This is a genomic window from Elioraea sp. (assembly GCF_022842375.1).
Classification (GTDB): domain Bacteria; phylum Pseudomonadota; class Alphaproteobacteria; order Acetobacterales; family Acetobacteraceae; genus Elioraea_A.
In genome coordinates, this window is sequence record NZ_JALHPR010000009.1 from 1 (window position 1) to 14,301 (window position 14,301).

General features: G+C 69.5%; 12 protein-coding genes and 1 pseudogene. 8 read left to right on the plus strand and 5 right to left on the minus strand.

Annotated features, from left to right (window positions below; genetic code table 11):
- Positions 1 to 221, plus strand: a pseudogene (locus Q0C38_RS09835) (squalene/phytoene synthase family protein); the annotation flags it as partial.
- Here Q0C38_RS09835 and Q0C38_RS09840 read toward each other — a convergent pair.
- The 3 genes from Q0C38_RS09840 to trmFO are packed head-to-tail and all read right to left on the minus strand — an operon-like array spanning position 205 to position 3,631.
- Positions 205 to 1,431, minus strand: coding sequence for an MFS transporter (locus tag Q0C38_RS09840; RefSeq protein ID WP_291296910.1), 1,227 nt, complete (start codon positions 1,429 to 1,431; stop codon positions 205 to 207). The pseudogene Q0C38_RS09835 and the gene Q0C38_RS09840 sit on opposite strands and share 17 nt — an antisense overlap.
- A 41-nt stretch (positions 1,432 to 1,472) precedes the next feature.
- The gene (locus Q0C38_RS09845; RefSeq protein WP_291296911.1) at positions 1,473 to 2,228 is read right to left on the minus strand and encodes a hypothetical protein; all 756 of its coding nucleotides are present in this window, start codon (positions 2,226 to 2,228) and stop codon (positions 1,473 to 1,475) included.
- Between the two features lie 53 nt (positions 2,229 to 2,281).
- Positions 2,282 to 3,631, minus strand: a complete 1,350-nt coding sequence (gene trmFO / locus Q0C38_RS09850) for a methylenetetrahydrofolate--tRNA-(uracil(54)-C(5))-methyltransferase (FADH(2)-oxidizing) TrmFO (protein WP_291296912.1) — start codon at positions 3,629 to 3,631, stop codon at positions 2,282 to 2,284.
- 78 nt (positions 3,632 to 3,709) lie between these two features.
- On the opposite strand from trmFO, the gene Q0C38_RS09855 reads away from it, so the two are divergent.
- Positions 3,710 to 4,249: a hypothetical protein gene (locus Q0C38_RS09855; RefSeq protein WP_291296913.1), complete on the plus strand. Its 540-nt coding sequence runs from the start codon at positions 3,710 to 3,712 to the stop codon at positions 4,247 to 4,249.
- Between the two features lie 3 nt (positions 4,250 to 4,252).
- Here Q0C38_RS09855 and uvrA read toward each other — a convergent pair whose 3' ends face one another.
- Complete coding sequence (gene uvrA / locus Q0C38_RS09860) at positions 4,253 to 7,132, minus strand: excinuclease ABC subunit UvrA (protein WP_291296914.1); 2,880 nt, start codon at positions 7,130 to 7,132, stop codon at positions 4,253 to 4,255.
- Between the two features lie 173 nt (positions 7,133 to 7,305).
- On the opposite strand from uvrA, the gene ssb reads away from it, so the two are divergent.
- The 4 genes from ssb (at position 7,306) to Q0C38_RS09880 (ending at position 10,597) form a co-directional block, all read left to right on the plus strand.
- The gene (gene ssb / locus Q0C38_RS09865) at positions 7,306 to 7,815 is read left to right on the plus strand and encodes a single-stranded DNA-binding protein (protein ID WP_291296915.1); all 510 of its coding nucleotides are present in this window, start codon (positions 7,306 to 7,308) and stop codon (positions 7,813 to 7,815) included.
- 118 nt (positions 7,816 to 7,933) lie between these two features.
- Complete coding sequence (locus Q0C38_RS09870; protein ID WP_291296916.1) at positions 7,934 to 8,599, plus strand: hypothetical protein; 666 nt, start codon at positions 7,934 to 7,936, stop codon at positions 8,597 to 8,599.
- Positions 8,600 to 8,714: 115 nt separating this feature from the next.
- The gene (locus Q0C38_RS09875; protein WP_291296917.1) at positions 8,715 to 9,335 is read left to right on the plus strand and encodes a 2-hydroxychromene-2-carboxylate isomerase; all 621 of its coding nucleotides are present in this window, start codon (positions 8,715 to 8,717) and stop codon (positions 9,333 to 9,335) included.
- Positions 9,332 to 10,597 carry an FAD-binding oxidoreductase gene (locus Q0C38_RS09880; RefSeq protein ID WP_291296918.1) on the plus strand — a complete coding sequence of 422 codons (1,266 nt, stop codon included), beginning with the start codon at positions 9,332 to 9,334 and terminating at the stop codon, positions 10,595 to 10,597. The genes Q0C38_RS09875 and Q0C38_RS09880 overlap by 4 nt, the downstream gene beginning before the upstream one ends.
- Here Q0C38_RS09880 and Q0C38_RS09885 read toward each other — a convergent pair.
- Positions 10,573 to 11,187 (minus strand): class I SAM-dependent methyltransferase, encoded by a 615-nt coding sequence (locus Q0C38_RS09885; RefSeq protein WP_291296919.1) that lies wholly within the window; start codon positions 11,185 to 11,187, stop codon positions 10,573 to 10,575. The two genes, Q0C38_RS09880 and Q0C38_RS09885, sit on opposite strands and share 25 nt — an antisense overlap.
- Positions 11,188 to 11,367: 180 nt before the next feature.
- On the opposite strand from Q0C38_RS09885, the gene Q0C38_RS09890 reads away from it, so the two are divergent.
- Both Q0C38_RS09890 and Q0C38_RS09895 read left to right on the plus strand, forming a co-directional pair.
- Complete coding sequence (locus Q0C38_RS09890; protein ID WP_291296920.1) at positions 11,368 to 12,765, plus strand: PleD family two-component system response regulator; 1,398 nt, start codon at positions 11,368 to 11,370, stop codon at positions 12,763 to 12,765.
- 287 nt (positions 12,766 to 13,052) lie between these two features.
- Complete coding sequence (locus Q0C38_RS09895; protein WP_291296921.1) at positions 13,053 to 14,171, plus strand: helix-turn-helix transcriptional regulator; 1,119 nt, start codon at positions 13,053 to 13,055, stop codon at positions 14,169 to 14,171.
- Positions 14,172 to 14,301 lie beyond the last annotated feature (130 nt).

Below are 14,301 nucleotides of genomic sequence, written 5' to 3' on the forward strand. Positions count from 1 at the left end.
TGGCGGCGGTGGCGGAGATGGCGGCGGGGCACCTCGCCGAGGCGCGGGCGGCGGGGGCATCGCGCGCGGCGCTGCCGGTGTTGCTGCCGGCGGCCCTGGCGGCGCGAACGCTGCGGCGGCTGTCACGCGCGGGGAATGATCTCTCCTCGAAAAGGATCGAGGGGCCGCGGCTATCCGCCCAGTTCGCGGTGTTCCGCGCGGCGCTCAGCGGCCGGATCTGAACGCGGCGTAGCCGACCATGGCAGCGCCTGCGAGTGCGAGCAGCGTCACCGCCCAGGGCGCGCCGACGGCGGCGGCAACGGCACCCGAGATCATCATCCCGATCGGCCCCGTGCCGATGCACATCGTGACCAGACCCATCAGCCGGGAGCGTGCCTCCGCCGGCGAGTGTTCCAGCACCAGCGAAGACTGCAGCGTGGCGAAGCAGGCCGTGCCCGCGCCGGAGACGAGCAGCAGGGCGAGCGCAAGCCAGTAGAACGGCACATGCGGCATCACGCTGAGAAGGGCGAGGAACAGCGTCGCACCGGACAGGAACAGCGGCAGGCCGGCCGGCGCGGCACGGCGCGACAGCACCATCGCGCCCACGATCGCACCCGCGGGTTCCGCCGCGACGAGCAGCCCGATGCCGATGGCGGAGGCATCGAAGCTCTCGCGCCCGATCGGCGCCATCAGCGCGATGAAGGAAAAGCCGAAGCAGTTCATCGCCACCGTCACGATCAGGACGGAACGGACGATGGGGCTCGCGCGGGCGATCGCCACCGCCTCGCCGATCGTCGCGGCGATGCCGCCGAGCCTGAGCGTGCGCCGCGGCTGCACGTGGTTGACTCGGTACGCGAGCAGGAGTGCTGCGAGGTTCAGCACGGCCGAGATGCCGTAGGCGCCGGTCACGCCCGCGAGCGCGTAGGCCGCCCCGCCGGCGATCGGCCCGACCGTGCGCGTGCCGGCATTGGTGATGCTGTCGAAGGCGATGGCCTGCGACATCGTCGCTGCGCCCGCGCTCTCGGCCACCATCCGGCGGCGGACGGAGAGCTCGGCGGCCGCAAGCACGCTCGTGGCGAAGCCGAAGGCAGCCAGGTGCCATGGCAGCAATGCGCCCATCACGGAAAGGCCGGCGACGAGACCGGCGCACAGCGTCGAGATGCCGAGGCCCGCGACCAGCAGGTGCTTGCGGTTCAGCGCCTCGGCGATCGCCCCCGCGGCCGGGCCGAACAGCAGCAGCGGCATCGCCCGCGCGGCGCTGACGAGGGCGACGGTAAGCGCATCGCCGGTGGCATCGAGCACGAACAGGCTGGTGGCGATGAGCTCGAGCCAGCGCATGGAATTGGAGAGACCGCCGACCATCCAGAGGCGGCGATAATCGGCGAGGGCCAGCAGCGCGAGGCCACGCCTCGCCTTGCCACCCTCAGCGCCTGCTTCCTCCCGACCGTGCATTGGCCGGGAGTGTGCGCCCGCGCGGCAGCGCTGAAAAGACGCTAGACCTGCACGCGGCCGAGCGAGGCGCGGACGGTGGAGAGCAGCGGGTTGCCGCCGGAGAGGTTCGTCACGTCAACCTGCTTGTGCCAGGTGCCGTGGCCGTCATCGGCCATCTCGCTCTCGAGCGGGCCGAGATAGCCGTAGAAGGTGCAGTGCTTGTAGCCCTTGCCGCGCATGAAGTCGGCGCCGATGCGGGCGATCGACTTGTTGCTCTGCGAGGGCTGGAGGAAGGTGTCGCGCTGCGCCTTGGTGATGATCCCCTCCTTGTAGCCCGCCTTCACCGTGGTGTTGTTGCTCTTGATCTTGTCATCGCGAAGCTTCAGCGCGTCCTTGGTGTAGACCGTGCCGCTGTAGCAATGGAAGAACTTGATCGTTCCGGCGAAGCTCTTGTGCAGGCCCGAGGCGATCAGCCGCTGGCAGGCGGTGATGATCGGCAGCTTATGCTCGGTAACGCCGCCGACGCCGGTCACCTTGATCTGGATATAGTCCTGCCCCGGGTTGCCGTGGCCGCGGATGTAGATGGCCGTTCCGTCGTCGTTATGGGCGTTCTGGATCGCCGCCTGCTGAACGCCGGCCTGCCAGGAGAGGATGGTGAAGCCCTTGGTCGAGACGCGGTTCCACTGGTTCGTCTTGTCGATGAACTCCTGCGCCTCGGCCGGCGGCCAGGGGATGAAGACGATGCGGCTGGTGCGGGCGCCGAGCGCATTGTCAGCCTTGGTCTTCTGCTTGTCGGCAAAGCGCGGATGCAGCGCCAAGGCACGCCTCCTGCTGATGGAGCGCCGAGACTAGGCCGGATCGCTGCGCGCCGTCACGCCGCTTCGCGCGGGACCGGCAGCACGTGCGGCCTGCCAGCCCAGGCGTCGGCGGCGGCGAGTGCGCGTTCGCAATAGGCGCGCTTGCGCTCGCGCCCCTTCGGCGGGTTCGGCAGCGGCGGGAACAGGCCGAAATTCACGTTCATCGGCTGGAACGTCTCGGCATCGGCGCCACCGGTGATGTGGGCGATCAGCGCGCCCATCGCGGTCTCGAGCGGCGGCGGTGAAAAGGCTTCGCCCTTCGCCTCGGCGGCGGCGAAGCGGCCGGCGAGAAGGCCGATCGCGGCACTCTCGACATAGCCTTCCACGCCCGTGATCTGGCCGGCGAACCGGAGATGGGGTGCAGCCTTCAGGCGCAGCGTCGCATCGAGAACGCGGGGGGAATTGAGGAAGGTGTTGCGGTGCATGCCCCCCAGCCTCGCGAACTCTGCCCGCTCCAGGCCCGGAATGGCACGGAACACCCGCGCCTGCTCGGCGTATTTCAGCTTCGTCTGGAACCCCACCATGTTCCAGAGCGTGCCGAGCGCATTGTCCTGCCGCAGCTGCACCACTGCCCAGGGGCGGCGGCCGGTGCGGGGATCGCGCAGGCCAACAGGCTTCATCGGGCCCCAGCGCAGCGTGTCGGGCCCGCGCTCGGCCATGACCTCGATCGGCAGGCAGCCGTCGAAATAGGGGGTGTTCGCTTCCCAGTCCTTGAAGCTGCCCTTCTCCGCCTCGAGCAGGGCTGCGATGAACGCCTCGTACTGCGCACGGTCGAGCGGGCAATTCACGTAGTCGGCGCCACCACCTTTGTCGTAGCGGCTCTGCATCCACGCGACATCCATGTCGATGCTCTCGCGGTGCACGATCGGCGCGATGGCATCGAAGAACGCCAGGCTCTCCTCGCCCGTCGTCTCGCGGATGGCGGCTGCGAGACCTGGCGCGGTCAGCGGGCCGGTGGCGACGATCACGCTGCCCCAGGCGGCGGGCGGAAGCCCCGTCACCTCCTCGCGCAGCACCGTCACGTTCGGGTGCGCGGCGAGTGCCGCCGTCACGGCGGCGGAGAAGCCGATGCGGTCGACCGCGAGCGCACCGCCGGCGGGCAGCCGGTTCGCCTCCCCGGCACGGAGGATGAGGCTGCCGAGGCGGCGCATCTCCTCGTGGAGCAATCCGACGGCGTTGTAGAGCGGATCATCGGCGCGGAAGGAGTTGGAGCAGACGAGCTCGGCGAAGCCCTCGGTCTCGTGCGCCTCGGTCATCCGCACCGGCCGCATCTCGTGCAGCACAACGGCAACGCCTGCCTCGGCGAGCTGCCAGGCGGCCTCGGAGCCGGCGAGGCCAGCACCGACAACATGAACGGGAGCCATGTGAACTGCATCACGCATCTGGTGCAGATAGCCCTGTCACGCGTCGCGTTCAACGCCCGGGCGGCGTATCGTGCACCCATGGCGCTTCCCATCCCCCTGGCCCTGCCTGCAACGGCGAACCAGCGGCTCTCGGTGGCCGCGGCAACCCTCGTCCACATCACGCCGCTCGCGCGGCTCTCCGACATCGTGCAGCGACAGGGCGGCGCGCCGACGGGGGAGTGGGCGGAGGCGGCACGGACGCTGCCCGCCACCGGCGGCCTCGCGCGCCTCTGCACCATCCGCCTGCTCGCCGGGCACGGCTACAGCCGCGGGCGGTGGCTGCGCGACTATTCCGTGATCGACATGCCCTTCGGCATCGGCGGTGGCGATGCGTTCGCCCGCTACATGTACTTCTTCCGCTCCACACCCGGGCGATGGGCGGCGATGAAGAACATCGGCAGGTCGTGGGACAGCATCCTTCGGACCGATGCCGTCATCATGATCCGCGGCCTCGACCTCCTCGTCGGCGAGGACGGCAAGCCCGTTCCGTTGTTCCTGCGCGGCGACGATGATGCCGTGGTGGTGCGGCGCGGCAGCTACGAGGGCGAGGCGCTGGTCTGGCCGCTGACGGCGGGGTGAACGTTATTCGGCCGCGCGCCGCCGTTTCGCGGGCGTAGCGTCGCGCGCCAGCACAGGGGCGAGGAAGCGGCCGGTGTGGCTGCCCTTGGTCGCGGCCACCTGCTCCGGCGTTCCTTCAGCGACGATCCGTCCGCCGCCATCGCCGCCCTCGGGGCCGAGGTCGATGATCCAGTCTGCCGTCTTGATCACCTCGAGATTGTGCTCGATCACGATCACGGTATTCCCGGTCTCGACCAGCGCGTGCAGCACTTCGAGCAGGCGCCGCACATCCTCGAAATGCAGCCCCGTCGTCGGCTCGTCGAGGATGTAGAGGGTGCGGCCCGTGGCGCGGCGCGAGAGCTCCTTGGCGAGCTTCACGCGCTGCGCCTCGCCGCCCGAGAGCGTGGTCGCGGCCTGGCCGAGCGTGACGTAGGAAAGCCCCACCTCGGCGAGCGTGCGCAGCTTGTCGCGGATCGGCGGCACGGCCTGGAAGAACTGCACCCCGTCCTCGACCGTCATCGCCAGCACATCGGCGATCGACTTGCCGCGGAACATGATCTCGAGCGTTTCGCGGTTGTAACGCTTGCCCTTGCAGCTGTCGCAGGTCACGAACACGTCGGGCAGGAAGTGCATCTCGATGCGCGTCACGCCATCGCCCTGGCAGGCCTCGCACCGCCCGCCCTTGACGTTGAAGCTGAACCGCCCCGGCTTGTAGCCACGCTGCCGCGCCTCGGGCAGTTCGGAGAACCAGTCGCGGATCGGCGCGAAGGCGCCTGTGTACGTCGCGGGGTTCGACCGCGGCGTGCGCCCGATGGGCGACTGGTCGATGTCGATCACCTTGTCCAGGTGCTCGATCCCCTCGAGCTTCTCGTGCGGCGAGGGCGCCTCGCGCGAGCCCATCAGCCGTCGCGCGACGGCGCGGTAGAGCGTATCGATCACGAGGCTCGACTTGCCGCCGCCGGACACGCCCGTGACGCAGGTGAGCGTGCCGAGGGGGAAGGTGGCGGTCACGTCCTTGAGGTTGTTGCCGGTCGCACCCACCACCTTCAGCACGCGCTTGCGGTCGATGCTCCTGCGCCGTTCCGGCAGCGGAACGCGGCGACGGCCCGTCATGTAGTCGGCCGTCAGGCTCGCATGGTTGGCGAACACCTCCCCGGGCGTGCCGGAGGCCACCACCTCGCCGCCGTGCACGCCTGCCCCTGGCCCCATGTCGACCAGGTGGTCGGCCGCACGGATGGCATCCTCGTCATGCTCGACGACGATGACGGTGTTGCCGATGTCGCGCAGCCGCTTCAACGTGCCGAGCAGGCGCTCATTGTCGCGCTGGTGCAGGCCGATCGAAGGCTCGTCCAGCACGTAGAGGACGCCGGTGAGGCCGGAGCCGATCTGGCTCGCAAGCCTGATGCGCTGGCTCTCGCCGCCGGAGAGGGTGGCGGAGCCGCGCGAGAGGGTGAGGTAGTCGAGCCCGACATCGTTGAGGAAGCCCAGCCGCTCATCGATCTCGCGCAGGATCCGCCGCGCGATCTCCATGTTCTTGGTCGAGAGGTGGTTCGGCAGTTCCTTGAACCACGCCGCCGCCTCGCGGATCGAGAAGGCCGAGGCCTCGCCGACATGCAGGCCGCGGATCTTGACCGAGAGCGCCTCGGGCTTCAGCCGGAAGCCGCCGCAGGCCTCGCACGGCGCCTCGTTCTGGTACCGTGCCAGGTCCTCGCGCACCCAGGCATTCTCGGTCTCGTTCCAGCGGCGTTCCAGGTTGGCGACAACGCCCTCGAACGGCTTCTTCGTCTCGTAGGCGCGAAGCCCGTCCTGGTAGCGCATCGTCACCGGCTCCTCGCCGGTGCCGTGCAGGATGGCAGCGCGCGCCGCAGCGGGAAGGTCCTTCCACGGCGTCTTCATGCTGATCTTGAGATGCCGGCAAAGGCTGTCGAGCGTCTGCTTGTAGTAGGGCGACGAGGCGTTCTCCCACGGCGTGACCGCGCCCTCGGCGAGCGACAGGCGTTCGTCAGGCACAACGAGGTCCGCATCGAAGAAGCTGGTGACGCCAAGCCCATCGCAGGACGGGCAGGCGCCGGCGGGAGCGTTGAACGAGAAGAGGCGCGGCTCGATCTCGGCGATGGTGAAGCCAGAGACGGGGCAGGCGAACTTGGCGCTGAACACCGTCCGTTCCGGCTCGCCGCCTTTCTTCGCATCGGCGTTCTCGGCGATGGCGATGCCGTCGGCCAATGCGAGCGCGGTCTCGAAGCTGTCGGCGAGCCTTGGTGCAATGCCCTCGCGCACCACCACGCGATCGACCACCACCTCGATGTCGTGCTTGCGCTTCTTGTCCATCGGCGGCACCGCATCGATCTCGTGCAGCGTGCCGTCGACCTTCACGCGCTGGAAGCCGCGCTTCTGCAGCTCCGCCAGCTCCTTCCGGTACTCCCCCTTCCGCCCGCGCACGACGGGCGCGAGCAGATAGAGGCGCGTTCCCTCGGGCATCGCCATCACGCGGTCGACCATCTGGCTCACCGTCTGCGCCTCGATCGGCAGGCCGGTGGCGGGCGAGTGGGGAACGCCGACGCGCGCCCAGAGCAGCCGCATGTAGTCGTTGATCTCGGTGACGGTGCCGACGGTCGAGCGCGGATTGCGCGAGGTGGTCTTCTGGTCGATCGAGATGGCGGGCGAGAGGCCCTCGATGCTGTCGACGTCGGGCTTCTGCATCAGCTCGAGGAACTGCCGCGCATAGGCAGACAGGCTCTCGACGTAGCGGCGCTGGCCCTCGGCGTAGATCGTGTCGAAGGCGAGCGAGGACTTGCCCGAGCCCGAGAGGCCGGTGATGACGGTGAGCGAGTGGCGGGGGATCTCGACATCCACCCCCTTGAGGTTGTGCTCGCGCGCGCCGCGCACGCGGATCGAGTCGGTCATCGGGTGGGCACCTCGGGGGGAAACGGAGCGGGAACAAAGCGCATGTGGGGGCAGGGGCGCAAGGTGCCAGGGGCGGGGGCGCCGGTCACAGACGCGGCACAGCCGCGAGTGGCGGGGGCGCGGCTGGGCGCCTACACTGGCCCCCTGACAATAGCGATTCCCGGGAGAGGGCGATGGCCGGCAGCGTGAACAAGGTGATCCTGGTGGGCAATCTCGGCCGCGACCCCGAGGTGCGCGTGATGCAGCAATCCGGCGGCCGGGTGGTGTCGTTCTCGATCGCCACCTCCGAGTCGTGGAACGACCGCGCGTCGGGCGAGCGGAAGGAGAAGACGCAGTGGCACCGCATCGCGATCTTCAACGAGAAGCTGGGCGAGATCGCCGAGAAGTACCTCCGCAAGGGCTCCAAGGTGTATGTCGAGGGCCAGCTCGAGAGCCGGAAATACACCGACAAGGACGGGGCTGAGCGGGAGACGTTCGAGGTGGTGCTCGGCAAGTTCAAGGGCGAGCTCACGCTGCTCGACAGCCGCCAGGGTGGCGGCGGCGGAGGCGGCGGTGGCATGGAGGACGAAGGCGGCGGCTACCAGAGCCGGCCGGCAGCGCGGCCAGCACCCGCCAAGCAGGGCGGCGGTGGCGGTGGCGGCTGGGACAGCAAGAAGGACCTCGACGACGATATTCCGTTCTGAGGGGTCGGCCGCCCGCCGGCATGCAACATCGCGCGCCGCACGCGAGGCTGAGCGTCACTTGCGTCCAGGTTGAATGGCTCTACGCTTCGGCAATCGAAAGCGCGCCGGAGCCCCCAGGATGCCGATCACCATCAACGACTTCCAGAACAACGCTTATCAGGTGTCGAACACACAGCCTGTGGTCGAAGTCACCTACGGCCCGAACGACGATCATCATCGCGTGAGGAAGAACAACTACTACGGGACCAACGTCGTCAACGGCAATATCGTCGGGACGCGGCTCATGAAGATCGTGGCCGGTGCCGACACGGTGTTCCTTCCCTACTACCAGAACAAGATCGCATCCGTGCGCCTTCCAAGCGCGGGGCCAGATTTTTTCATCACCGACAACATGTCGGGCTGCGCGCTGTTCATCGGCAAGGGCCCGGCTGGCGACCTCGTGGTGTTCCACGCGAACAGCCAGTCAGGGTCTGACCAGGCGACGATGGATGCGCACGCCCCCTCCTTCCAGAGCAGGACCGCGCTGCGCGAGATCGACGCGCAGATGCAGACGGCCAAGCCGCACCACTCGACGCTGCAGATCGTTTGTTCGCTGACGAAGCCGACCTACCTGGCCAATGTCGACCAGCTCACCACCTCGGGCGCGAACTTCCTCGGCGGAACCACCATCGCCGGCTGGCGCACCGGCACGCTATGGGAGTTCTGGTACCAGAACTGGGGGCAGGTCGGCGGGTCTGGCGGGGCGCGATTGCTGAAGGCGCGCAAGTTCTACCAGCAGAGCTGAGCCGCGCCGCCACGCGCGCGGCCGCCGCATGGGGCCTCGCTCCGGCGTTCCCTCCGTGGTGGTCTTCCCACGCGCCGATGTGCGGCTAGAATGCGTTGGTCGCGGAAGGATCACGATGCCGGAGACGGTCGACTGCTTCTACACGCTCTCGAGCCCCTGGATGTATCTCGGCGGGCCACGGCTCGCCGACATGATCCGCCGCCATGGGGCGAGGCTGGTGCTCAGGCCCTATGACTTCCTCGAGGTGGTGCCCGACAATGGCGGCATCCCGCTCCGCACCCGGCCGCTCGCGCGGCAGGAGTACCATGCGCTCGAGCTCGATCGCTGGTCAGCCGCCCTCGGCCTGCCGCTCAACCTCCGCCCGCGCTTCTACCCGCCGTCCGACCAACGCCCCGCAGGGCGGATGGTGATGGCAGCCCAGGCGCAGGGCCTCGATGCGATGCGCCTCTCGCACGCCCTGCTCCGCGCCCTCTGGGTCGAGGAACGTGACATCGCGTTGCCGGAAACGCGCGCGGCGATCGCCAGCGAGAACGGGATGGACGGCGCCGCCCTGCTCACCGCCGAGGACACGCCGGCGACCATGGCCGAATGGGGCGCGAACAACGCCGCCGCCACCGCGCGTGGCGTCTTCGGCAGCCCAACCTTCTTCTCTGGCGATCTCTGGATCTGGGGCCAGGACCGCCTCCACTTCCTCGACGAACATCTCGGACAACGCAGGCGGGAGCACGCGGCATGACGGCACTTTCGGTCGCCGTCATCGGCGCAGGCGCGGTGGGGGCGGCAACAGCGCTGCACCTCGCGCGCGAAGGCCATCGCGTCACCATCATCGAACCCGGGGAGCCTGGCGGCGAGCAGGCGGCCTCCTACGGCAATGCCTGCTGGATCAGCCCCGAGAGCGTGGTGCCGATGGTCACACCCGGGGTGTGGAGGAAGGTACCGGGGTGGCTCGCCGATCCGCTCGGACCACTCACCATCCGCTGGGGGCACCTGCCGGCTCTCGCGCCGTGGCTGATCCGCTTCCTCCGCGCCGGGTCGAGTGTCGCGAAGGTCGAGCGCACCTCGCGCGCGCTGCGCGCGCTGCTGCACGATGCGGTCGAGCGGCACGAGGCGATGGCGGCAGCGGCGGGTGTGGCCGGGCTGATCGCGCGCAAGGGCCACCTCTATGCCTATCGCGACAGAGCGGCGTTCGAGGCGGAATCCCTCGGCTGGCGCCTCCGCCACGAGGCTGGCGTGCGGTGGCTGACGCTCTCGGCCGAGGAACTGCACCAGCGCGAGCCGGCGCTGTCGCGTGACTACACCTTCGCCGTGCTGTTCGAGGATTCCGCGCACATCGTCGACCCTGGCGCCTATGTCGCCGGCCTCGCCGCCGCCGCGGTCAGCCTGGGCGCGCTCAGGCGCCGGGGGAAGGCGACGGGGTTCGACATCAAGGGCGGACGGCTGCAGGCGGTGCTGACCACTGATGGCCGCGTGGCGGCCGACCGTGCCGTCATCGCCGTCGGTGCCCATGCCAAGGCGCTGGCCGCCGCGGCAGGCGATGCGGTGCCGATCGAGAGCGAGCGTGGCTATCACATCGTGATCTCGACGCCAGAGGCCACCGTGCGTACCCCGGTGATGGTGGCTGATGCCAAGGCACCCCTGACGCCGACGGCGGCGGGGCTGCGCGTCGCCGGCCAGGTCGAACTCGCCTCGATCGAGGCGGAACCCGAATGGCGCCGGGCCGAGATCCTGCTCGCGCTGGCCCGCCGCATGCTGCCCGGCCTGCCGGCCGACCTGCCGCCCGAGCGGGTGAAGCGCTGGATGGGCCATCGCCCCTCGGTGGCCGATGGGCTGCCGGTGATCGGCCCGGCGGCAGGGTCGGCCGACGTGATCCACGCCTTCGGGCATGGCCATGTCGGCCTCGCCTCGTCCGCCAAGACCGCGGCGCTGGTGGCGGATTTCGTCGCCGGCCGCCCGCCGGTGATCGACCCGGCGCCCTACGCCGCCGCCCGCTTCCGGTAGTGCCAGACTGAGGCGGGGGGAAAGTTGAGCGGCGTCCAGGCCAGCCGCTGTCCGTCCAGCCCGAGGGGCCCGCGCGCGAGAGGCGAGGTGGCGCAGTAGCTGTAGTGCAGGAAGCCGCGCCCAGGAGCTGCCGCCTCGATTGCCCCGATCAGCGCCGCCTGGCGTGGCCGCGGCAGCAGCACGAGGGGAATGCCGCACACCACCGCCCCGACGCGGCCCGTGAGGTCGGCCCCGAGCAGCGCCGGCAGCGTCCAGGCATCGCCGCGGATCACGGTCACGCCAGGGTATGTGCCAGCCAGCACGTCGGCCATCTCAGGCACGATCTCGACCACGGTCAGCCGCGCAGGGGCGATGCCGCCCTCGAGCAGGGCCCGGGTGATCGCGCCGGTGCCGGCGCCAAGTTCCACCACCGGCCCGCCCTGGCCGATCCGGCGGACCGCGGCGGCCACCCGTCGGCCAAGCGCGGGCGAGGATGGGACGATCGAGCCCATCTCGAGCGGATTGGCGGCCCAGCGCCGGACGAAGAGCAGCGAGCGGGAGAGCGGGGAGGACGGTGAGCCCTGGTCGGTACGCGTTCCGGCGTGCAGCATGGTGGGTGCGACTCGTCCTTCTGGGTGGCGGGGCAGGCGCGATCGCCCCGTTAGGACAGGGCTTTGGCGTCGGTTCCATCGCGGTTTGATGACGGTGAGACGGCGTTAACTGCGCCGTGATTGTTTTCGCGTGCACGAAGGCAGCGATCCGTTATCCTTGTTCGTGGAACATCGCCCGGCATGAGCGCACGAATCCTGGTCGTCGACGACGTGATGGCGAACCTCCGCCTTCTGGAGGCGAAGCTGTCAGCGGAGTACTACGAGGTCCTTGCCGTCCAGGACGGCCCGGCCGCGCTCGATGCTGCCCTGGCCTGGGCGCCCGATCTCGTGCTGCTTGACGTCATGATGCCAGGGATGGATGGCTACGAGGTCTGCCGCCGCCTCAAGGCTGACCGAGCGACCGAGCACGTTCCCGTTGTGATGGTCACGGCGCTCGGCGACAATTCCGAGCGTGTCCGTGGCCTCGAGGCGGGGGCCGATGATTTCCTCACCAAGCCCGTCGATGACGAGACTCTGCTCGCCCGTGTGCGCGCGCTTGTCCGGCTCAAGCGGCTGCTCGACGAGTGGCGGCTTCGCGCCGAGACGACGCACCAGCTCGGCGTCGCGGCCGGGGCGCTCCCGCCCTCGGTGCGCGGGGCACGCGCGCTGGTGGTCGACGACAACGAGACCGACACCGAGCGAATGACCGAGGCGCTCGCCGCCGAAGGCATCGAGGTGACGGTCGAGCTCAGCACGGCGGCTGGCTTCGAACGGCTGGTGCGCGCGCCGGCCGATCTCGTGATCGTCAGCATGCTCGGCGGCGAGGATGATCCGCTCCGCTTCGCCTCGCGGCTCAGGGCTGACGCGACGACGCGCGAGGTGCCGCTGCTCCTCGTTGCCGACGAGGCGCACCGGGGGCTCCTGCACCGCGGCTTCGAGCTCGGCGCGAACGACTACATCGTCAAGCCGATCGACCCGAACGAGCTGCGCGTTCGCGCGCGCAACCAGATCCGCCGCAAGCTCTACCAGGACCGCCTGCGCGCCGACCTTGCCTACTCGATCTCGCTCGCGCTCACCGATCCCCTGACGGGGCTGCACAACCAGCGCTACCTGCGTGGCCACCTGCGCTCGCTGGTGGGCTCTGTCAGGAGTGCGGGCGGGGCGATCTCGGCGCTCATGCTCGACCTCGACCACTTCAAGAGGATCAACGACCAGCATGGCCACCCGGTCGGCGATGCGGCACTTCGCCTCGTGGCCGGTGCGATCCGCGGCAATGTGCGCCTGTTCGACACCGTGGCGCGCTACGGCGGCGAGGAGTTCGTCGTGATCATGCCGGGTGCGGCGCTGACCGACGCCCTGGTGGCGGCGGAACGGCTCCGCCGCGAGATCGAGGCACTCTCCTTCAAGCCCTCGGCTGACACACCGCATCTGCCGCTGACAGCGTCCATCGGAGTGGCGACGCTGTCGAACCCGGCCGAGTTCGAGGGGTCGGCGCCGGAGGAGACGCTGCTCAGGCTCGCCGACGAGGCGCTCTACACCGCCAAGCGCGAGGGCCGGAACCGCGTCGCGGCAGCAGAGGAATCGCTGCCGCCGGCCTGACGCGGTCCTGCACCGCCCGTCTGCAACTTCAGGCGTAATTCGCGACAGGTCTGGTCGCAGTAAACCCGCCCCTGCAATTCAGCATGACGCGGCTCTACAATCACGGTCACCGTTCACCGTGACATCTGAAGCAGTTTTTTGATCGGCATCATGACAGTTGTTCCTCTGTGCGCTGGCGCACCGACCTGCGTAAAGCCGCGGTGATCAATGCGGCACGGCGCGATGGGATCACGCGCTAGCATCGATCCTGCATTGAAGGGGGAAACGCCGGTCTCCGGCGGACATGAATGGACGACGCAGGGCCGCCCGCGAGGCCGCGCGCGATCGACGCATTGCTGCCGACGCTCACCGATCTCGTGCAGGGGCTTTCCTGCCGTGCGGGCGCGATCCTGCAGCGGTCGGACGAGGGCGTGTCGTTCCGCCTGAGCGTCGGCCTCTCCGCCGAAGCGATCGAGACCTATCTCACCTGGTGGCAGCGGCGCGACCCCTGGCTCGCCGCGCTCCGCCTGCCATCGCAGGGCCGCGCCTGGCGTGGCGAGGACCTGGTCGGCCCGCGCCTGCTCCGCGGCTCTGCCTTCAACACACGCTGGCTCGCGCCGCATGGTCTCGGCAGCATCGGCATCGCCGAGATCGGTGACGCCGATGACGGCGGTGACATCCTGTGCGTCTGGCGCGCGGCGGATGCGCGTTCGCTGTCGCGGCCGGAGGTCCACCTGCTGCGCGCCTTCGCCGCGACCCTCGCGCTGCTGCTGCGCCGGGACGACATATCGGCCGGCACGCTCGCGGCCGGGGAGCTCGTCGCACACTCCTCCGTGCCGGTGGCGATCCTGCATGACGACTGCACGGTGCTGTGGTCGAACGCGGCCGCTTCCAGGCTGTGGGCCTGCGAGGCGCCGTTCCGCCGGGCGTGCGGCCGCCTCACGCTGCGTGCTGCGTCCCAGGCACCGCGCTTCCAGAAGGCGGTCGCCGACATCGCACAGCCCGGCGCCAGGCCGGCCCTGCTCGGATTCCAGACGGATGCAGGCATCATCGCGGTGCGCCTGCAACCGCTGGTGCTTAGTTCCTCGGTGCCTGTCGTTGCACTTACGGCAAGCCTGCCCGATGCAGCGGTTCCCAGCCCGGCGGCGATCGCCGCGACACTCGGGCTCACCCGCGCGCAGGCGGAGGTCGCCTCTCTGCTCTGCCGCGGCCTCGAGACGGCGGCGATCTCGGAGCGCATCGGCGTCAGCCAGCACACGCTGAACGGCCATCTGCGCGACCTCTACGGCAGGCTGCACGCGGCCAACCGTGTGCAGGCGGTGGTGCGCGTCCTCGGCGCGGCATCGACGCTCGCGCTCCTCGCTCCGGGTGCGAACGGCACCGGCAGCGGCAACGGTAACGCCCCGGACAGCTACACGCCAAAGTAGAAAATATTACGGAAACGGAACTTCTTCCCATCAATCCTCGGGGGGCGGTCCATCGATCCGCAAGCGTAGCATTTGCATCGGCTGGCGGGGGGTTCGCCAGCCAGCATGGGGGTTTTCCCCACGCTCCAAC